13 protein-coding genes and 3 pseudogenes are annotated in these 19,059 nt (G+C 75.4%); 6 read left to right on the top strand and 10 right to left on the bottom strand.

Annotated features, from left to right (window positions below; all coding sequences use genetic code 11):
- Positions 1-85: 85 nt before the first annotated feature.
- A pseudogene (locus ACIQWA_RS10765) lies at positions 86-274 on the bottom strand (hypothetical protein); the annotation flags it as partial.
- A gap of 237 nt (positions 275-511) precedes the next feature.
- Between ACIQWA_RS10765 and ACIQWA_RS10760 the strand changes: the two are divergent.
- Entirely contained in the window at positions 512-1,774 is a 1,263-nt protein-coding gene (locus ACIQWA_RS10760) for an MFS transporter (protein WP_402480819.1), read from the top strand.
- Positions 1,775-1,810: 36 nt separating this feature from the next.
- Complete coding sequence (locus ACIQWA_RS10755; protein ID WP_402480817.1) at positions 1,811-2,713, top strand: MBL fold metallo-hydrolase; 903 nt, start codon at positions 1,811-1,813, stop codon at positions 2,711-2,713.
- A gap of 145 nt (positions 2,714-2,858) precedes the next feature.
- Here the strand turns inward: ACIQWA_RS10755 and ACIQWA_RS10750 are convergent, their stop codons facing one another.
- The 8 genes and pseudogenes from ACIQWA_RS10750 to ACIQWA_RS10715 all read right to left on the bottom strand — a co-directional run bounded on the left by ACIQWA_RS10750 (position 2,859) and on the right by ACIQWA_RS10715 (position 14,593).
- On the bottom strand, positions 2,859-4,136 hold the full coding sequence (locus ACIQWA_RS10750; RefSeq protein WP_402480814.1) for an MFS transporter: 1,278 nt from the start codon (positions 4,134-4,136) through the stop codon (positions 2,859-2,861).
- Between the two features lie 39 nt (positions 4,137-4,175).
- Positions 4,176-4,914 (bottom strand): annotated as a pseudogene (locus ACIQWA_RS10745) (SDR family NAD(P)-dependent oxidoreductase).
- 68 nt (positions 4,915-4,982) lie between these two features.
- A complete protein-coding gene (locus ACIQWA_RS10740; protein ID WP_360242065.1) occupies positions 4,983-5,222 on the bottom strand; it encodes an acyl carrier protein in 240 nt (79 codons plus the stop codon).
- A gap of 92 nt (positions 5,223-5,314) precedes the next feature.
- Positions 5,315-6,562 carry an aminotransferase class I/II-fold pyridoxal phosphate-dependent enzyme gene (locus ACIQWA_RS10735; protein WP_402480812.1) on the bottom strand — a complete coding sequence of 416 codons (1,248 nt, stop codon included), beginning with the start codon at positions 6,560-6,562 and terminating at the stop codon, positions 5,315-5,317.
- Complete coding sequence (locus tag ACIQWA_RS10730; protein ID WP_402480810.1) at positions 6,559-8,787, bottom strand: condensation domain-containing protein; 2,229 nt, start codon at positions 8,785-8,787, stop codon at positions 6,559-6,561. Before ACIQWA_RS10730 ends, ACIQWA_RS10735 begins: the two co-directional genes overlap by 4 nt.
- Before the next feature lie 9 nt (positions 8,788-8,796).
- Entirely contained in the window at positions 8,797-10,074 is a 1,278-nt protein-coding gene (gene fabF / locus ACIQWA_RS10725; protein WP_402480807.1) for a beta-ketoacyl-ACP synthase II, read from the bottom strand.
- Positions 10,071-11,810, bottom strand: coding sequence for a thiamine pyrophosphate-binding protein (locus ACIQWA_RS10720; protein ID WP_402480804.1), 1,740 nt, complete (start codon positions 11,808-11,810; stop codon positions 10,071-10,073). The genes fabF and ACIQWA_RS10720 overlap by 4 nt, the downstream gene beginning before the upstream one ends.
- A gap of 5 nt (positions 11,811-11,815) precedes the next feature.
- The gene (locus ACIQWA_RS10715) at positions 11,816-14,593 is read right to left on the bottom strand and encodes an aldehyde dehydrogenase family protein (RefSeq protein WP_402480801.1); all 2,778 of its coding nucleotides are present in this window, start codon (positions 14,591-14,593) and stop codon (positions 11,816-11,818) included.
- 315 nt (positions 14,594-14,908) lie between these two features.
- Between ACIQWA_RS10715 and ACIQWA_RS10710 the strand changes: the two genes are divergently transcribed.
- The 3 genes from ACIQWA_RS10710 to ACIQWA_RS10700 all read left to right on the top strand — a co-directional run bounded on the left by ACIQWA_RS10710 (position 14,909) and on the right by ACIQWA_RS10700 (position 17,478).
- Positions 14,909-15,799 (top strand): SDR family NAD(P)-dependent oxidoreductase, encoded by an 891-nt coding sequence (locus tag ACIQWA_RS10710; RefSeq protein WP_402480799.1) that lies wholly within the window; start codon positions 14,909-14,911, stop codon positions 15,797-15,799.
- 66 nt (positions 15,800-15,865) lie between these two features.
- The gene (locus ACIQWA_RS10705; protein WP_402480796.1) at positions 15,866-16,489 is read left to right on the top strand and encodes a TetR/AcrR family transcriptional regulator; all 624 of its coding nucleotides are present in this window, start codon (positions 15,866-15,868) and stop codon (positions 16,487-16,489) included.
- 206 nt (positions 16,490-16,695) lie between these two features.
- Positions 16,696-17,478 (top strand): oxidoreductase, encoded by a 783-nt coding sequence (locus ACIQWA_RS10700; protein WP_402480793.1) that lies wholly within the window; start codon positions 16,696-16,698, stop codon positions 17,476-17,478.
- A 28-nt stretch (positions 17,479-17,506) separates the two neighbouring features.
- On the opposite strand, the pseudogene ACIQWA_RS10695 reads toward ACIQWA_RS10700, so the two are convergent.
- Positions 17,507-18,384, bottom strand: a pseudogene (locus ACIQWA_RS10695) (SDR family oxidoreductase).
- Between the two features lie 84 nt (positions 18,385-18,468).
- On the opposite strand from ACIQWA_RS10695, the gene ACIQWA_RS10690 reads away from it, so the two are divergent.
- Positions 18,469-19,053, top strand: a complete 585-nt coding sequence (locus ACIQWA_RS10690) for a TetR/AcrR family transcriptional regulator (RefSeq protein WP_402480790.1) — start codon at positions 18,469-18,471, stop codon at positions 19,051-19,053.
- Positions 19,054-19,059 lie beyond the last annotated feature (6 nt).

Genomic DNA, 19,059 nt, shown 5'->3' with positions numbered 1-19,059 from the left:
CTTCCTGGGTGTTCGCGTTCCGGGTGCCCGCGTTCCGGGTGCCCGCGTTCCGGGGACCTGCGTGCTCCCGCGTCCTGCCCGCGTTCTCCTGGGTCGCGCGGTAGGCGCTGGCGGGCGGGGTGTCCCCGAGGTCCAGTTCGCGCAGGACGGCGACGACGGAGCGGATGTGGTCGGCGGTGGCCGCGACCTCGGCGTGGCGGTCGTCGGGCAGCGGGAGTCCGGCCAGGGCGGCCCAGCGGGCGGCCTCGGGCGGGGTGAGTGCGGGGGAGGACACGGCGGATCCCTCTTCCGGTCGGGCGGGAACGGCGAAGCGCCCCGCTAAAAGCTAACGGCTTGCGTTAGTGCGACTGTAGGTTCTATCGTCACTTAACGCAAACACATTGCTTTTACGGGAGGGAGTCCCATGCCCGGCCCTCTGTCCGGTCCCGCGTCCGGTCCCGCGTCCGGTCCCGCGTCCGGTCCCGCGTCCGGTCCCGCGTCCGGTCCCGCGTCCGGCGCCATGTCCGGCGCCATGTCCGGTGTCACGTCCGGCACTTCGGCGCACTGCCCGCTCCGGGCCGGTCGCGCCCACCGGAGGAACCGCGCGGCAACCCTCGCCCTCGACGCGTCGGTCCTGGTGGCCCTCCTGGCCGCGTCCAGCGCCCCGACACCGCTGTACCCCCTCTACCAGGACCGCTGGGGCCTCTCCGCGCTCGCCGTCACGGTGGTGTTCGCCGCGTACTCGCTGGCCCTGCTGTCGGCCCTGCTCACCACCGGCGCGCTCTCCGACCACCTGGGACGGCGCCCCGTACTGGCCGGCGCACTCCTCGCGGAGGCCGCCTCGATGCTGCTCCTGGCCTCGGCGGACGGAGCCGGCCCCCTGACCGCGGCCCGCCTCCTGCAAGGGGCGGCGACCGGCGTGGCCACCAGTGCCGCCGGTGCGGCCCTCCTCGACCTGACGGACCCCCGGCACCCCGGACGCTCCGCCCTGACCAACACCATCGCCCCCGTTGCCGGCATGGCCGCCGGCGTCCTCGGCTCCACCCTCCTCGTCCGCTTCGCCCCGGACCCCACCGTCACGGTCTACGTGCTGCTGGCCGCGCTCTTCGCGGCCCAGGCGATCGCCGTCGCCTTCACCGCCGAGACGGCCCGCCGCCACCCGGGCGCGCTGCGGTCGCTGCGTCCGCGACTCGCCCTCCCGCTCGCCGCGCGCCGCACCCTGCTGACCACCGGCACCGCCGTCGTCGCCGTCTGGGCGCTGGGCGGCTTCTACTCCTCCCTCGGCCCGGCCCTGGTGCGCCTGGTCGCCCCCGGGGCTCCGCAGGCGGCCCGCGGCCTGGTCTTCTTCACCCTCAGCGCCACCGCGACCCTCACCGTGTGGGCCCTGCGCCACGCCGACCCCCGCGCCACCGTCACCGTCGGCTGCCTGGCCGTCCTGCCGGCCGCGCCCCTCACCCTGGCCGGACTGCACGGCGTCGGAGCCCCCGCCGTCCACGGCGGCGCGGCCCTGGCCGGCCTGGCCTTCGGCGCCGTCTCGCAAGGGACCCTGCGCCTGCTCCTCGCCCCGCTCGCCGAACGGGACCGCGCCGCGACCCTCGCCGCCTACTACGTCCTCAGCTACCTCTCCATGAGCCTGCCCGCCATCGCCGCGGGCGCCGCCACCCGGCAGTACGGGCTCGGGGCCACCTCCCACGCCTACGCCGCCGTCGCCGCCCTGCTCGCCGTGGCGGCCCTCGCGGCCCTCGCCGTGTCACGGCGCCTGGGCCGGCCGGCTGCGACCAGCCCCGACCGCTGAAACACGCCCACCGCACAGCAAAGGAAACGACCGACCATGCAGACCTCCTCCGCCGCCACCACCGCCCCCTCCTGGACCGTCGGCGACCTCACCGTCCACCGCATCGACGAAGTCCCGCTGCCGCCGGCGACCGGGCCGTGGCTGCTGCCCGACGCCACCCCCGAGGTGGTGGCCGGCCACGACTGGCTGAGCCCCGACTTCGCCGGCCGGGACGGCGTCCTCCACCTCGACAGCCACAGCTTCGCGTTCGTCGTGGCCGGGCTGCGGGTGCTGGTCGACACCGGCATCGGCAACGGCAAGCAACGGGCCAACCCGACCTGGCACGACCTGCGCACCGACTACCTGGAGCGCCTCACCGCGGCCGGGTTCGCACCGGAGAGCGTCGACCTGGTGGTCCTCACCCACCTGCACGCCGACCACGTCGGCTGGAACACCCGGTGGGAGGACGGCGCGTGGGTGCCCACCTTCCCCGCCGCCCGCTACCTCACCGCCCGCGCCGAACGGGAGTTCTGGGCCGGTTACGACATGGACGAGGCCCGCGCGCAGATGTTCCGGGACTCGGTCCTCCCGGTCGAACGGGCCGGACTGCTCGACCTGGTCGACGTCCCGGCCGAGGGCGCGCAGATCGTCCCGGGCCTGCGGCTGATCCCCACCCCCGGCCACACCCCCGGGCACATCGCCGTCGAACTGGCCGACCGGGGTGAGACCGCGCTGATCACCGGTGACTGCGTGCACCACCCGGTGCAGCTCGCCCACCCCGCCATCGGCGCCTGCGTCGACATCGAGCCCCGGCGCTCCGAGGCCACCCGCCGTGCGCTGCTCGCCTCCCTGGCCGGCACCGACACCCTGCTGCTGGGCACCCACTTCGCCCCGCCCACCGCCGGCCGGGTCGTCGCCCACGGCGACGCCTACCGGCTCCGGCCCGTCCCCGCGACCTGACCGGCGGCTGTGACCCGGCGGACGGGGCGGTGGTGCGCGGCGGGGTGTCGGGTGCGGGGCGTCGGGCGCGGGGTACGGGGTGCTGGTCGAGGCGGCCGGGCCGGTCCGGACGGCCGGCCCGACCCGCGCCCGCCGGGTGACCCGGTCAGTGCAGGGAGCGGATCGCCGGGCTGGTGGCGACCAGGGCGGCGCAGGTCAGGACGGCGCCGCCGGAGGCCAGGAAGAGCGTGGTCGTGCCGTACGGGAGCAGGGCGCCGGCCAGCACGTACGAGAACGGGTCGAACGCCACCGTGGCCAGGACGACGAGGCTGAGCACCCGGCCCAGCAGGTGCTCGGGCACCCGCTCCTGGAGGGTGGCCACGACGACCACGCCGAGGAAGCCGGAGCCGAGGCCGATGAGCGAGGCCACGGCCGTCGCGGCGAGGACCTGGGTGACGGCGGCGAGGCCGACCATGCCCGCGCCGATCGCGGCGACTCCGCCGACCACGGTCCGGCCGCGCCGGGACGGCGGCCGCCAGCCGGCCGCCAGTGAGCCGGCCAGCGAACCGGCGCCGAAGCCGGAGAGCACGATGCCCAGGGAGCCCGCGCCGCCGAGGCGTTGGTCGGCGAGCACGGCGCCGCCGACCAGGACGGGGCCCACGACCGCGAGGTTGATCAGGGCGATGGCCGCGAGCATGCCCCGGACCACGGGCTCGCGCCAGGCGTACCCCAGCCCGGCGGTGAGGGCGCGCAGGCTGCCGGGCTGCTCGGTGCCGGTGCCGTCGCCGGTGCCATCGCCGTTGCCGTCCGGGGCGGCTTCCGCTCCGGGACCGCCGGGACGTCGGACCACCCGGACGAGGGTGCTGAACGCGGCGGCGGCCAGGGCGGCCATCGCCGTGATCCCGCCGAGCGTGGCGGGGAACCCGGCCGCGGCGATGCAGCCGGCGGCCACCGCCGGGCCGACCAGGTCGCCCCCCGACTCCGCGCCCTGCACCAGCCCGTTGACCCGGGAGAGCTGCTCGGTCGGCACGACGGCGGGCAGCAGTGCCAGCGCCGCCGGGAAGTACGCGGCGTCGGCGGCACCGAGCAGGCCGCCGAGCAGCGCGACGGTGGTCAGTGACGGCGGGGCGAAGGTGACCAGGGCGCCGAGGGTGAGCAGCACGGCGACCCGGAGCCAGGCCGCGGCGGCCACCACCCGGTCGGGGCCGAGGCGGTCGACCAGCACTCCGGCGGGCGGCAGGAGCACCGCCCGGGGCAGTGCCACGGCCACCAGGACGAACCCGGTGGCGAGGCCGGGCTCCGCCAGGTCGAGCACGAAGAGGGTGAGCCACACGATGAACAGCGCGTCGGTCACGGCCGCCAGGCCCTGGCCGACGACCAGGCGCCGCAGGTGCGACCGGCCGAGCCGGCCGCCGGGCCCGCCGAGCGGCACCGTGGACACCATGGACAGCTCCGTTCGCGGTGGTCGGTGGTCGGCGCGGGGTCAGGCGATGTGGGTGCCCCCGTCGACGGTGAGGGTGGTGCCGGTGATGTAGGACGCCGCGTCGGAGACCAGGGAAGACCAGCGCCGCGGCGAGCTCCTCCGGCCGTCCGAGGCGGCCCGTGAGCACCCGTGGCAGCACCGTCTCCAGGTAGCCCTCGGCGTAGCCGTCGGTCATCGGGGAGGGGAAGAGGCCCGGGGCGAGGGCGTTCACCCGGATGCCCCGGCCAGGGGTCCACTGCTGGGCGAGGTCGCGGGTGAGCCCGAGCAGCCCGGCCTTGGACGCCGAGTAGGCGGCCTGCGGCAGCCCGCCGGTGACCAGGGCCAGGATGCTGGAGACGTTGACGACGGCACTGCCGGGCCGCATCACCGCGCCGGCGGCCTGGGCCATCCAGTAGGCGCCGTTGAGGTTGGTGTCGATGACCTCGCGGAACTGCTCCGGCGTCTCCTCCTCCGCCGGGTGCTCGCTGCTGATCCCGGCGTTGTTGACGAGGACGTCCAGCCGCCCGAAGGCGCGCACCGCGGCGTCGACCAGTGCGCGGCAGTCGGCCGGCTCGGTGACGTCGGTCCGTACCGCGAGGGCCCGGCGGCCGAGTTGCTCGACGGTCGCGCGCACGGCCTCCAGCCGCTCGGTGCGCCGGGCGGCGAGCACGAGGTCGGCGCCGGCCTCGGCCAGCGCGGTCGCGAAGGCCACGCCCAGGCCGGAGGAGGCGCCGGTGACCACGGCGACGCGGCCGTCCAGCCGGAAGCGGTCGAGGACGGTCCCGGCGGGCGTTCCGGTGACGGTCCCGGCGGGCGTCCCGGGGGCGGTCACCGGTGTCCGGCGACGTAGTCCACCGCGTCGCCGACGGTCCGCAGCTCCCTGACCCGGTCGTCGGGGATCTTCACCTCGAACCTGTCCTCCACCGCCACGGCGATCTCCATCATGGCCAGGGAGTCGACGTCGAGGTCGTCGGCGAAGGAGGTCTCGGGGCTCACGTCGGCGGAGTCGACGCCGAGGACCTCCTCGACGATCGCGGCGATGGCGGTGAGGATGTCGTCGTTGCTCATCACGGGTTCCTCCCTGAGGGGCGGGGTGGGCGGGCCGAGCCGGTGTGGTCCGAGCCGGGGTGCGCCGAGTGCGGGCGGGCCGGGCCAGGCGGTCAGACCCCGAGGCGCCGGCGGTAGTCGACGAGGGTCCGCAGGAAGCCGTCCAACTGCTCCTCGGTGTGGCCCGCGTGCGGGAACAGGCGCAGCAGCGCCTGGTTGCGCGCGACCGCCGGGTAGGAGAAGACGGGCACGAGGTAGCCGTCCTCGACGAACCACTCCCGCATCTGCAGGGCGGCCGCGTCGTTCCCGATCGGCACCGAGAGCATGTACGACTCGGTCGGCGTCGTCGCCGTACCGGCCTCGTGCATCTGCCGGCGCAGGCGGGCGGCGTGGGCCAGGTAGTCGTCGACGATCCGGGGATCGCCGGCCAGGGCGGCGATCGTGCGGTCGGCCGCGTGGGCGGTCGGCGGCTGGATGGCGGCCGTGAACATCGAGGTGCCGGAGAGGAGTTCGAAGGCGTCGACGGCCGCCGCCGGACCGGCGATCGCGCCGCCCTCCAGGCCGACGGCCTTCGACAGCGACACCATCACGAAGTCGGCCCGTTCCCGGATCGCGGCCGCCTCCCGGGCGTACGGGCGGTGCTCCGGCCCGTAGACCATGAAGCCGTTGGCGTCGTCGATCATGCTGACGGCGCCGTGCCGGTCGCACTCGTCGAGGATCTCCACGATCGGCCCCATCGTGCCGTCGGCCGAGTAGATGCTCTCGGCGATCACCACGGTCTTGCGGGACCTGACCCGGCCCAGGACACGGGCCAGGTCGGCGACGTCGTTGTGCCGGAAGGCGTGGACGTGGCGGCCGTAGGCCAGCCCCTGGAGGCCCTTCCAGATGCTCCAGTGGACGTCCCGGTCGACGACGAAGACGGTGTCGTGGTTGCGGACCTCGATCCCGTCGTCGAAGTGCGCGGAACTGCTCATGGCGTGGACGAAGCCGATGTTGGCCAGCAGTCCGGTGGCGAAGCTGATGGCGCGTTCCTTGCCGGTGTGCCGGGCGATCGTCTCCTCCAGCACCTGGTGCGGGCGGCAGATCCCCTGGGTCATCCGGGAGCCGCTGGTGCTCAGTCCGTGGGCGAGCGCCCCCTCGGCGAAGTGGCGCCCCACCGGGAGGTGGCGCTCCAGGTCGAGGAAGCTGATGCTGGCGAAGTTCACCAGCTCGCGGCCGTTGCGGACGATGGTCGGCCCGACCGGGCCGTCCACCACCGGCGGGCGGTACGCCGTGTCGTGGGTGTTGGCCTCGACGAAGGCGGCGAAGGCCCACGGGGCCAGGCGGTCCACGGGCGGTGCGGTGCTGCGGGGCGCGGTCATGGTGAGGTCCCTCCTGCACGGTGGGCGTGGGGCGGCAGGGGCGGTGGCGCTACGGGCGGTGCGGCGGGTGGACCGGGCGGCGGGGGCGGTGCTGCGGGCGGTACGGGCGGTACGGGCGGTACGGGCTCCAGGGCGGCGGCGAGGTGGCCGAGCGAAGCCGTTCCGGCCAGCTCGTCCGAGGCGATCCCGGTGAGGCCGGACCGGCGGAGCAGCGCCAGCAGTCGGGGGACGGCGACCAGGGTGACGCCGTGGTCGGCCAGACAGCGGTTCAGGTCCACGGCATCCGGGCCGTCAGGTCCGCCGGGGCCGTCCGGGCCGCCGGGCGCGGCGGCGGTTGCGGCAGCGGTCGCGGCGGTCACGACGGCGGCGGCCAGCGCCCGTTCGGCGGCCGTGACGGACGGGCGGCGCGGGACCCGCAGCGCTTCGGTGCGGGTCGTGGTGGTGGCGCCGGCCCCGGCCGGGGACAGCACGTAGCGCCCTGGGGCCAGCAGGCCGGGCACCTCGTCGAGGTGGTCCAGCACGTGGCGGTGCAGGTCCTCCGGGGTGACCCCGGGGGCGGTGCGGGCGCGGGCGACGAGGTGCGGCTCCTCGTCCGCCCCCGTCACCTCCCAACCTGGCGCCACCGTCACGTCGAGGACCCCGGGACAGTCGCGCAGCACCGCCGCGACCGCGGCCGGGCGCACCCAGCCCTGCGGGGCGCGCCACCACCCGGGGGCGGCCGGTGCGGTCGGGCGCGCCGGGACGGGGCACTCGGCGCCGTCGGCCGCCGCGCGCAGCAGGGCGCAGAGCCGGACGGGCAGGGCCGCGGCCTGCCCGGCGTCGAGCAGCTGGTCCCCGACGGTGACGTCGAGGGTGACGGCCCCCGCGTCGAGGGCGAGGTCGACGTAGAGGGTGTCGCAGGGTTCGTCGGGTGTGCTGCGGAGCCGGCCGGAGTACCCGTCCGGCGGAGCGCCCGGCGCCGGGACCGGGCCCGCGGGGTCGAGGGACCCGGGGTCGGGATACCCGGGAACGAGATACCCGGGAACGAGGTAACCGCGCGGCCAGGAGTAGCAGTTGTACTCGATGGTGGGCACGGTCCTGACCCCGCGCCGCCGGTCCGTCCGCGCCTGGGCGGCGACCAGTTCGGCGGGCCGCCAGTGACCGTACCGGTAGGCCGTCGCGGAGGCGGCGGCGACCGAGGCGACCACCTCGCCGAACGCCGCGCCCGGACGGAGGTCGATCTGCACCGGGACGGTCAGGGCCCGGACCCCGATGCTGCTCCGCAGGGCGGCCCGGGCCCGGTTGGAGACCACCACCGAGGCGAGGAAACGGAGTTCGCCGGTGCGGGCGGCGACGTCGTGGGCCAGCGCCGCGAGCAGGACGACCTCGGGGCTGGCCAGGTGGCGCCGGGCGAGGCGGTGCAGGTGGTGGTACGCGTCCGCCGAGCGGTACTGGAGGCGGTGGCGCCCGGTGCCGTCCGCGGACCCGCCGAACGGGGCCAGCACCCCGGTGGGGTTGTCCGCGAGACGCGTCAGCCACTCCCGCTCCGCCGCGCGGGCGCGCTCCGGCGCCTGGGTGGCGACCGCGTCCAGCGGGTCCGCGGACGGCCCCAACGGAGCTTCCGCGCCGCACAGTTGGCCGTGCAGCTGGTCGAGCAGCACGGCCAGCCCCCAGCCGTCGATCAGCACGTGGTGGGCGGCGACCAGCACCGCCCGGGGCTTCCCATCCGTCAGCAGCACCCTGGCGAGCCAGGGCGGGTTCCGCTCGGGGTCGATCGGGCGTGCGGCCAGTGCCGCGGTGGCGGCCTCCAGGGTGGCGGTGTCGACCACCGGGACCTCCAGGTGGTCGACCGGCAGCGGCGCCCAGTCCGCGCGGTGCACGTGCTGGACCGGGCGCAGCGGATCGACGGTGGTGCGCAGCGCCTCGTGCCGGGCGGTCAGGGCGGCGAGCGCCGCATGGACGTCGGCGAGGGAGGCCGACGGCGGGACGTGGCAGTGGTCGGCGAGCGGCGTCGGGTTCACCCGGCGGGCCGGGGGCACGGTGCGCTCGAACCAGTGCCACTGCTGGACCCAGGTCAGCGGCCCGCTACGGGTGACGGTGTCGGTCGGGCTGTCGGTCGGGCTGCCGGTCGGGCTGTCGGTCGGGCCCGTCGCGGCGGTCGGGCCGGTCGTGGCGGTCGGGCCGGTCGTGGCGGTCGGGCCGGTCGTGGCGGCGGGGCTCGGCGGCGGCTCCGGGCGGCGGTTCACGGCCTGGCCTCAGACCGCGCGGACCACGAGGGCCGCGTTGTGGCCGCCGAAGCCGAAGGAGTTGCTGAGTGCGATCCGGACGCGCTCGTGGTGCTGCGCCCGGTGCGGCACGAAGTTGATCTCCGGGTCGATCGGTTCGTCGCAGTTGACGGTCGGCGGCACGTCGCCCGTGCGCAGGACCTGGATCGAGGCCACCAGCTCGACCGCCCCGGCAGCACCGATCATGTGCCCGGTCATCGACTTGGTCGAGCTGACCGGGATCCGGGTGACCCGCTCGCCCAGCACCCGGCGCAGCACCGCCGTCTCGGTGGCGTCGTTCAGCAGCGTCCCGGTGCCGTGCGCGTTGACGTAGTCCACGTCCGCCCCGGTGATCCCCGCGTCGCGCAGCGCCGCCTCGACGGCGAGGCACGCCCCCCGCCCCTGCGGGTGCGGGGCGGTCCAGTGGTGGGCGTCCGAACTCGCCCCGTAGCCCGCGAGTTCGGCCAGCGCCGTGGCGCCCCGACGCTCGGCGGTCTCGGCGGCCTCCAGGACCAGCACGGCGGCTCCCTCGCTCATCACGAACCCGTCGCGGTGCGCGTCGAACGGCCGGCAGGCCGCCGTCGGGTCGTCGTTGCGCCGGGACAGCGCGCGGGCGTTGCCGCTGCCCGCGAGGTCGACGGCGGTGACGCAGGCGTCGGCGCCGCCGGCCAGGACGACGTCGGCCTCGCCGGTGGCGATCATGCGCATCGCCGCGCCGACCGCGTCCGCGCCGCTGGCGCACGCTGTGCTCTGGGCCCGGCTCGGCCCCTGGGCCCCGATGCGCATGCTGATCTCCCCGGCGGCGCTGTCCATGGCGGTGGTGACCTGGGCGAACGGGCTGATCGCCCGCGGCCCCCTGGCGCGCAGGGTGTCGGCGGCGCGGTAGATCGACCCGACCGGGCCGTAGCCGCTGCCGATGACCACGGCGACCCGCGGCGCCAGGCCGTCGTCGACGACGAGCCCGGCCTGCCCGCACGCCTCCAGCGCCGCGGCCAGGGCGAACTGGGCGTACGGGTCGGTGCGGCGGCGGACGGCCGGCGGCATGTAGCGGTCGGGCGCGAAGCCGCGGACCTGGCCGCCGATCCGGACGTCCAGACCGGTCACGTCGATCGCGTCCACGGCGGCGATGCCGCTGCGCCCGGCGAGCATCGCCGTCCAGGTCTCCTCGGCGCTGTGGCCGAGCGGGGTCACCGCCCCGTAGCCGGTGACGACCACCCGGCGCCGGTACCGGCCGTACCCGGTCCCCGTCGGTGTTCCGGTGCGGGTCACTGGGGCACCACCCCGGCGTCGCGGACGGCCGGGAGGACGTCGTCGGGGGAGACCGGCACCAGGAGCACGGCGGTGCCGCCCCGGGAGCAGAACCGGCGGGCGGTGCGGAGTTCGTCGGTGAGCGCGGCCTTGTCGCGCAGCACCCGGCAGTGGAGGTCCGGCCCGTCCACGGCGGGCGGCGGCGCGCCCGGGCGGGTGAAGGCGTGGCGTTCGGGGTCGAGGCCGAGGCGGGCGCGCTGGGCGTCGAGCCAGCCGTAGCCGCCGTTGCACAGCACCACGTAGAGCACGCCGCCGTGGGCGCGCGCGGTGGCGGCGATGTCCGCGCGGGCGGCGAGGAAGGCGCCGTCCCCGACGAACGCCGTGACCTCGTGGTCCGGGGCGGCCCGCTTGACCCCGATGGCCGCGGCCGCGCCGAAGCCCAGCGGGGTCTGCTCCGAGGGCACCACCGACCCGCCGCCGACGCGGAAGGGGAAGCCGTAGGACCACATGTCCTGCAGCCCGTTCTCCTGGACCAGCACCCGGGGCCCGCCGGCGGTGGCGTCGAGCGCGGCGAGCAGCTCGGCGACGCGGATCCCCGGCAGGGCCGCCGCGCGGGCCAACTCGGCCGCCACGTCCAGCTCCATGGCCTTGCGGGCGGTGGCGATCGCGTCCGCCCAGGCGCCGGTCGCCTCCGCGCGCCCGGCCCCGCCGTCCTCCTCCAGCGCGCGCGTCCAGCCGAGCACGGCGTGCCGGGCGTCGCCGAGCACGCGCGGGCCCGGGAACTCGGCCGACAGCCCGCCCGGGTCCAGGTTGACCTGGACCACCGGGACCGGCGGCCACGGCTCCCCGCCCTCGGCCACCGTCTCCTCCAGCCGGCCGGCGAGCGACACCACCAGGTCGCAGGACGACCACAACTCCCGGGCCGGGCGCCCCGCGTACAGGCCCGCCACGCCGCAGAACAGCGGGTGGCGCTCGTCCACGGCGCCCCGGCCGGACGCGGTGGTGAACAGCGCCGCGCCGAGGCGGTCGGCGAAGCGCTCGACCGCGCCGCCGCCGTTGCGGTGCCGCATCCCGCCGCCCACCAGCAGCACCGGACGCCGGCTCGCGCGGATCGCGGCCAGGGCCGGCCCCGGAGCCGTCGCCGGCACGGAGCCGGAGTCGGAGTCGGAGCCGGAGCCGGGACCGGAGCCGGGACCGGAGTCGGGGAACAGCGGTTCCGGCAGGCCCGGCCGCGCTCCGGGGACGAGCACCTCGGCGGTGCGGACGTCATCGGGCACCTCCAGGTACACCGGCCCGGCCGGCGGCCCCACGGCCCGGGTCAGGGCCGTGACCGTCGCGGGGACGACCCGGTCCGGGTGCCCCACCCGGTGCGCCCAGCGGACCAGCGGCGCCGTCACGGCGACCTGGTCGAGCTCCTGGAACCCGCCACTGCCCCGGCGGCGTTCGGGCGTGCCGGCGGCGAGCACCAGCACGGGCGCACCGGACTCGCGCGCCTCCAGCAGCCCGGTGGCCGCGTGGGTGACGGCCGGGCCCTTGCCCAGGGCGCAGACCGCGAGCCGGCCCGACTGCAGCGCGTACCCGGTGGCCATGTACATCGCGTTGCGCTGGTCGCGGCACGGTACGAGGTCCAGGCCGGCGGCGTCGAGGGCGCGGAGCAGCTCCAGGTCGTCGCCGGGCAGCCCGAAGCAGGTGTCCACCCCGTGCGCCACCAGCAGCTCGACGATCGCCGACCACGCGTCCGGGTGCCGCCGGTCCACCCGGCTCACTCCCCGACCGCCGTGACGGGGACCGCCGTGGCGGGGGCGGCCGTGGCAGGGGCGGCCGTGACGGGGACGCCCGTCGGGAGGACCCGCGCCACGGCCTGCGACATCAGCAGCGGTTCGGCGTGCCGTTCGCCGCCGTAGCAGAGGTAGTTGGCGCGCAGCCCGAAGCCGCCGAACGGACGGTTGCCGTCCTCGGCATCGAGCAGGGTGTGGTTGACGCAGGTGCGGTGACGCCTGGTCAGGACCTCCACCGTCGCCGGATCGTTGCCGTACACCATCGCGCCCAGCGCGCGCTCGCCGAAGTAGGGGCTCGCCAGCCGTTCGCGCAGCAGCCTCGCGCTGGGATAGGCCACCACGTTGAACACCGGGGCGAACATCTCCTCCAGCGGGAGCTTGTCGTCGAAGCCCCACAGCAGCACGGTCGGCTCGACCTTGCGGGCCGGCAGGTCGATGCGCCCGCCGTGCCGGATGCGACGTGCGTGGCGCACCAGGTAGTCCGAGCAGTTGACCAGCGCCGAGTCGTAGAAGAGGGGGCCGTAGTCGGCGGCCGGGTCGCCGTTCGGACCGAAGCGCAGGGACGCCAGCTCGGCGGACAGCCGGTCGACGAACTCCTCGGTGCGGCCCTTCGGGGCGAACACGACGTCGGGGCCGAAGCAGTCCTGGCCCGAATTGTAGAGCCGGATCCGGGTGACGTCGTGTACGGCGAGTTCGAGATCGGCGTCGGGAGCGATCACGAAGGGGTTGATCCCGTGGCCGAAGAAGAGGAACAGCTGGTCCTCCGCCAGGCCTTCCCGAATGGTCTCGGCATTGGCGTAGTCGCCGGTGAAGACGATCAGGTCGGCTTCGCGCACCGGTCCCGTCACGAACTTGCGCTGGCTGAGCCCGGAAAGGGTGATGGGCAGGCCGTGGACCGGTGCCAGCAGATCGTGCAGGCGCTGCATCTGGCCCCTGATTTCGGAGGACGGCCGGAAGGTTATCCGCTCGTTGTAGAGGGACGCCACCAGCATGTAGAGCGCATAGGAATAGAGCGGCATGTTGGAGGGCGTGAAGACCGCCGCCCGGGGCACGTGGCCGGGCCGGACGCGCCGGACCTCCTGCTCCGCGCCGTCGAGGGCGGCGAGGAAGGAGCGGATCTCCGTGGCGGCGGTGCGGTGGGGCGAGATCTCGGTGAGGATCCGCAGCACCGCCTCCTCGTGGTCGGCCACGTACCGGCGCACCGCGCGCAGCGCGTCGACGCGGTCGGGGAAGGGGATGCGGTAGTCGTCCGGGGTGGTGGGCGCGGCTGCGGTGTCGGCGGTCGTCCGGTGCGACGCGGGCAGCGAGGTCATGGCGATCTTCTCCAGAACGGCCCGGTCGGGCTTTCCCGTGTTGGTGAGCGGCAGTGAGGGAAGCACCACGATCTGGTCGGGCTGCTCGTAGCGGGCCAGCAGCGGACGCAACAGCCCCTTCCAGTGCGCGGGTTGGCGGCCCTCCGGGTCCTCGATCACGAACACCAGGCGGCAGCCCAGGCGGGCGTCGGGCACGGCGACGACCTCGGTCCGCGCCCCGGCCGCCCCGGCCCGCTCGGCGAGGTGGTCGGGATAGAGCGTGTGCCCGTCCCGGTGCACGGCGTGCTTGCGCCCGATCGGGAAGACCCGACCGGCGTCGTCGAGCAGTCCGATGTCCCCGGTGCGGTGCACCGCACCGGGGACCGGGACGATCTCGCCGTCGTCGCCGAGCAGACCCGTCATCAGGCCCGCGCTGCGGACCACGAGCTCGCCGAGCCGGCCGCTGGGGAGCGGCCTGCCCCGTTCGTCGTGGACCTCGACGACCACCCCCGGCAGCGGGGTGCCGCAGCCGACCGGATCGGCGGGCGGCGCCAGCGCGACGTTCCCCAGCTCCGTCGCCCCGTAGCCGTCGAGCAGGTGCCGGCCCGTGCGGGCGTGGAAACGGGCCGCCAGGCTGCGGCCCAGCGGTGCGCCGCCCACGCACCAGGCCCGCACCGTCCCCAGCGCGTCCACCAGCGCGGGCCGGCGGTCGAGCAGGTTGAGCAGGCTGTAGTACGTCGACGGGGCCGCGTCCACGACGGTGAGGCCGTGCTCCACGCCGATCGCGAGCGCGTGGTCCAGCCGGGTGCTCGGCCCGTAGACCACCAGCGTGCCCCCGCCCAGCCACCAGCAGAGCACCAGCGAGAGACCGTACTGGTGCGAGTACGGCAGCACGGGCAGGAAGACGTCGTCGGGCCGGTAGCCCATGCGGTCCGCGCTGAGCGCGAGGTTGTCGAGGATCGACCGCCCGGAGCGCACGATGCCCTTGGGGCTTCCCGTCGTGCCCGAGGACCACGAGATCGCGGCATCCCGCCGCCGGGCCCAGCCCGCGGGATCGGGCTCGGCCGCCGTCGCCGCACCGCTCCGCGGCGCCGCCGTCCCGACCGCGCCGTCGCCGAGCTCGAGCACCACCCGGGCGAGGTCCCGGATCCGCGCCCGCTGCGCGGGGGTGGCCCGGTGGTCGGCCAGGACCACCGAGGCGTCGAGGTGGACGAGCGCCAGCAGCGCGACGACCCATTCCGGCGAATTGGCCCCGCTCAGCATCACCCGCGAACCTGGTCCGACATTTCGACGGGTCAGCAGGTCGGCGGCATCGAATACCCGGGCCAGGATTTCCTCGGTCTCCCAGATGCGACCATCGGGTGATATCAAACGCCTGGAAATGGGCAACTCGTGCTCCTCGGTACCAGGTGGTCGAAAGCGACTATCGCATACCCGGTGAACGGTGTCGAGGGCCACCCTGAAAGCCATGGCATGTACGGGGCAGTTGAATGCGCGAGTGACGGAAGGGATATTCGGAGATTGGATTATCCATCGTGGGAATGATTCCAGTCGTTTTCCCTTTTTCGGCTTCTTCGCCAGGTGTTCGCCAGGTGTTCGCCGGGGCCCGGTCCGGGGCTGCGGCCGGGGCTGCGGTCGGGGTTGCGGGCCAGGTGGTCGACGTCTGGAGGCGGCCGAGGTGCCCGGCCGGACGGGCGCCGCCGGGAAGCGGATTGGTCATCCGGTTGTGTGCTACCTTCGGGCCAAGCGGATGATGCATCCGCTTTCCTGGAGCGAGGAGGACCCATGCGCAAGGCAGCGGTGGTGACGGGCGGGACGGCCGGTATCGGACTGGAGACGGCGCTGGGGCTGGCCGCCGCCGGATACGCGGTCACGGTGGTGGGGCGCGACGCCGGCCGGGGTGCGCGAGCGGTCGAGCGCATCGCTGCCACGCGGCCGGAACACCCGGCCCGCTTCCTGGCCGCGGACCTCGGCTCGCTCGACGAGGTGCGCGCGCTCGCGGCCCGGCTCGGCGCCGACCACGCGGCCCCGGGCGAACCGCTGACCGTGCTGGTCAACAACATCGGGGCGATGTTCCCGCAGCGGCGGACCCTCGACGGCGTGGAGGCCTCCTTCGTGGTCAACCACCTGTCGCCGTACCTGCTCACCGAGTTGCTGCTGCCCACCCTGACGGCCGGTGCGCCGAGCCGGATCGTGAACGTGACCTCGGGCGCGGTCGCCCTCGCCAAGCGGGTGTTCGACGAGGTCGAGCCGCCCGGCGGCTACTACGGGTTCCACTGGTACGGCCGTGCCAAGCTCGCCAACCTCGCCCACACCCTCGACCTGGCGGCGCGGCTGGACGGTACGGGCGTCGCGGTCCTCGCCGCCGACCCCGGAGGTGCGGCGACCGACATGACCGACGGGACCCTGACCGACCCGAGGATCGTCTCGCCGCCGCTGCGACTGCTGTGGCCACTGGTACGTCGCCGGTTCGAGCGTTCGACCTCCGGCCCGGCGTCGGTGGCCGCCAGGCCGTCGATCACCGCCGCGACCGACGCGGCCCTGGCGGGCCGGACCGGCGTCGTCATAGGTGCCCAGGCCCGTCCGGTCGCCCCGTTCCGGGCGGCGACCGACCCGCGCGTGGTCGAGGCGGTGCGCAGGCTCAGTGAGCGGTACGCGCCGAAGGTCGCCGGCTGACCTCCGGCCGGTGCCGGCGCCGATGGGGGAGGCATGGCGGATAAGTCATCCGGTTAACATGTCCCCATGACCACGCCCCTGCGCAAGGACGCCGCCCGCAACTGGGAACGGATCGTCTCCGTCGCTCGGGCCCTGGTCGACGAGGGCACGCCGTTGCAGCTCAACGACGTCGCCCGCCGGACCGGACTCGGCGTCGGTACCGTCTACCGGCACTTCGCCACGCCCGAGGCGCTCCTGGAGACCGTCGCCGCCCCCTGCCTGGAACGGCTCGCCGCTCACGGCGAGCTGGCCCTGGCCGGCACCGACCCCGGGCGGGCGCTGGCGGACTTCCTGGCCCGCACCGTCGAAGCGCAGGTGACCGACGCCGCGCTGGCGCCGGTCGCCGCCGCCGACTCCGCCGCACTGCCGCGCACCCGGGAGCTCAAGGAGGCGATCCGCTCGGCCGGCACCGTACTCCTCGAGCGGGCCCGCGCGGCCGGTGCCGTCCGCCCCGATCTGAACGCGGCCGACCTGGTCCCGCTCATGTGCGGCCTCGCCTACGCCGTGAACGTCCACGGCGGCCCGCCCGCCGAGCGGATCGACACCGCGCACCGTTACCTGGCCACCCTGCTCGGCGGCCTGAGGGCGACTCCGGTGGACACCACCGAGCAGGACGCCGCCGGTTCGGGCGGTCGTCCCGCGGAGGGCTGACGGCGGCCGGAGGCCGGTCAGGCCCGTGCCGGGAGGCGGCGGCCGAGGCCCTCTGGAATCCTGGTCCGGGGGCGTTCACCGGGGCACCGAGCGAGGAGACCCGAGATGTCCGGAGAGCACGGTCCTCCGCAGCACTGTGAAGGACGCCCCCGACCTCGGCCGCCGGATGAAGGCCGCCGCCGAGCGGTCCGGCTGAGGAGCCCACGATGGACCTGAACCTCTCGGGCAGGGTCGCCCTCGTCACCGGCGCCAGCAAGGGCATCGGTCTGGCAGTGACACAGGCGCTCGCCGCCGAGGGCGTGAAGGTGGCGGCGGTGGCGCGCGGCGTCACCGGCCCGCTGACCGGTCTCGCCCCGCAGGTGCATCCGGTGTCGGCGGACCTCACCACCGTGGACGGCCCCGCGGGGGCGGTCGAGGAAGCGGTCTCCCGGTTCGGCGGACTGGACATCCTCGTCAACAACGTCGGCGCGGTGCGGCCCCGGCCGGGCGGCTTCCGGTCCGTCACCGACGAGGACTGGCTCCAGGCGCTGACGGTCAACCTCCTCGCCGCCGTCCGCACCACCAGGGCCGCCCTGCCGCACCTGATCGACCGCGGCAACGCCTCGATCGTGACGGTGAGTTCGGTCAACGCCTTCCTGCCCGACCCGGCGGTCATCGACTACGGCGCGGCCAAGGCGGCGCTCACCAACTTCTGCAAGGCCCTCTCCAAGGAGGTCGGTCCGCTCGGGGTGCGCGTCAACACCGTCAGCCCGGGCCCGGTCGCCACGGGGTTGTGGCTCGGTGAGGACGGTGTCGCCGCGACGGTGGCGAAGGCCTCCGGGGCGGAGCCGGAGGACGTCGCCCGTACCGCCGCCGCGCAGTCCGTGACCGGCCGTTTCAGCCGTCCACAGGAGGTCGCCGACCTGGTGCTGCTGCTGGCCGCCGACCGCAGTGGCAATGTCACCGGGAGCGACTTCGTCATCGACGGCGGCCTGGTCCAGACGCTCTGAGCTTCACGGGGCCGGAAGTGCCGTGGGCTCAGCGGAAGTAGTGGCCCGCGTCGAGGTCCTCGAGCAGGCCGGGGTGGGTGGGGTGCCAGTCGAGGAGGTCGCGGGTCAGGGCGCTGGAGGCGGGCTGGTCGACGGCGAGGATCCCGCCGAGGAAGCCGAAGTCCTCCGCCGGGGCGGAGGCCGTCGGCAGGCCGAGGTGGCGGCCGATCACCTCGGCGACGGCGCGGATCGGCACGCCCTCGTCGCCGACGGCGTGCAGCACCGAGCCGGTCGGGGCCTGTTCGGCGGCCAGGCGGAACAGGCGCGCGGCGTCGCGCACGTGCACGGCCGGCCAGCGCTGGGAGCCGTCGCCGACGTAGCCGGAGACGCCCTTGGCGCGGGCGGTGGCGATCAGGCCGGCGATGAAGCCGTGGTCGCCTTCGCCGTGGACGGTACGGGGCAGCCGGACGACGGACGGGCGCAGGCCGCGCTCCGCCATGGCGAGGACGGCCCGGGCGTTGTCGTCGCGGCCCGCACCGAGGCCGCCGGGCACGCTCCGGTCGTGTTCGGTCGCCACCCGGCCGGGTGCCGCCGGCGTCCCGTGGGCGACGACCAGCGGCTTGCCGGAGCCTTCGAGCGCGCCGCCCAGGGCCTCGGCCGCGCGGGCGTCGGTGCGGATCGAGGCGTCGAAGTCGGTGAAGTCGTGGACGAAGGCGAGGTGGATGACGGCGTCGGCCCCGGCGGCCCCGGCGCGCAGGGCGTCCAGGTCGTCGAGGTCGCCGCGCAGCACCTCGGCCCCGGCGGCGGCGACGGGGCGGCCGAGGCGTCGGACCGGGCCAGCCCGGTGACCCGGTGGCCGGCGGCGATGAGTTCGGGGAGGACGGCGGAGCCGATCCAGCCGGACGCGCCCGTGACGAATACCCGCATGACAGAACCTCCGGAACAGTGATGTCAGTGACTGTCGTCAGGCTAGCAGTGATGTCAGGCACTGTCATCGCGTACGATCGCCGCATGGGCAGATGGGAGCCGAACGGGCGCGGACGGCTGGCGGAAGCGGCGCTGGCGCTCTTCGCCGAGCAGGGGTTCGAGCGGACCACGGCGGCGGAGATCGCCGCGCGGGCCGGGCTGACCGAGCGGACCTTCTACCGGCACTTCGCCGACAAGCGCGAAGTCCTGTTCCACGGCACCGAGCTGATGCGGGAGCTGCTGGCCCGGGCCGTCGCGGAGGCGCCCGCCGACGCGGCCCCGATGGAGACGGTGGGCGCGGCCCTCGAAGCCGTGGGCGCCGTACTGCAGGAGAACCCCGAACGGGTCCGGCTGCGCGACGCCGTCGTGTCGGCCAACCCGGAGCTGCGGGAGCGCGAGCTGGTCAAGCTCGACGCGATGGCGTCGGCGACGGCCGACGCGCTGCGCGGCCGCGGTGTCCCCGGGCCGACCGCCGGCCTGGCGGCCGAAACGGGCATCGCCGTGTTCAAGGTCGCCGTCGCGCGCTGGATCGCCGAGCCGGCCGAGCCGGGCGGCGCGGATCTGCCGGGGCTCATCCGCGCGTCCGTGCAGGACCTGCGGCAGGTCCTCGCGGCCGGCCCGCCTGGCTGAGGCCGT

It is taken from the genome of Kitasatospora sp. NPDC098652 (assembly GCF_044760155.1).
Classification (GTDB): domain Bacteria; phylum Actinomycetota; class Actinomycetes; order Streptomycetales; family Streptomycetaceae; genus Kitasatospora.
Note: the sequence above shows the minus strand (reverse complement) of the source record. Positions and strands in the feature narration are given on the sequence as shown.

What these genes read in the sequence shown, in the direction of transcription:
- ACIQWA_RS10740 (WP_360242065.1), bottom strand. Translation starts at nt 5,222, where the DNA reads ATGAGCAACGACGACATCCTCACCGCCATCGCCGCGATCGTCGAGGAG.
- ACIQWA_RS10715 (WP_402480801.1), bottom strand. Translation starts at nt 14,593, where the DNA reads ATGGCTTTCAGGGTGGCCCTCGACACCGTTCACCGGGTATGCGATAGT.
- ACIQWA_RS10735 (WP_402480812.1), bottom strand. Translation starts at nt 6,562, where the DNA reads ATGACCGCGCCCCGCAGCACCGCACCGCCCGTGGACCGCCTGGCCCCG.
- ACIQWA_RS10700 (WP_402480793.1), top strand. Translation starts at nt 16,696, where the DNA reads ATGGACCTGAACCTCTCGGGCAGGGTCGCCCTCGTCACCGGCGCCAGC.
- ACIQWA_RS10755 (WP_402480817.1), top strand. Translation starts at nt 1,811, where the DNA reads ATGCAGACCTCCTCCGCCGCCACCACCGCCCCCTCCTGGACCGTCGGC.
- ACIQWA_RS10705 (WP_402480796.1), top strand. Translation starts at nt 15,866, where the DNA reads ATGACCACGCCCCTGCGCAAGGACGCCGCCCGCAACTGGGAACGGATC.
- ACIQWA_RS10750 (WP_402480814.1), bottom strand. Translation starts at nt 4,136, where the DNA reads ATGGTGTCCACGGTGCCGCTCGGCGGGCCCGGCGGCCGGCTCGGCCGG.
- ACIQWA_RS10760 (WP_402480819.1), top strand. Translation starts at nt 512, where the DNA reads ATGTCCGGTGTCACGTCCGGCACTTCGGCGCACTGCCCGCTCCGGGCC.
- ACIQWA_RS10690 (WP_402480790.1), top strand. Translation starts at nt 18,469, where the DNA reads ATGGGCAGATGGGAGCCGAACGGGCGCGGACGGCTGGCGGAAGCGGCG.
- ACIQWA_RS10710 (WP_402480799.1), top strand. Translation starts at nt 14,909, where the DNA reads ATGCGCAAGGCAGCGGTGGTGACGGGCGGGACGGCCGGTATCGGACTG.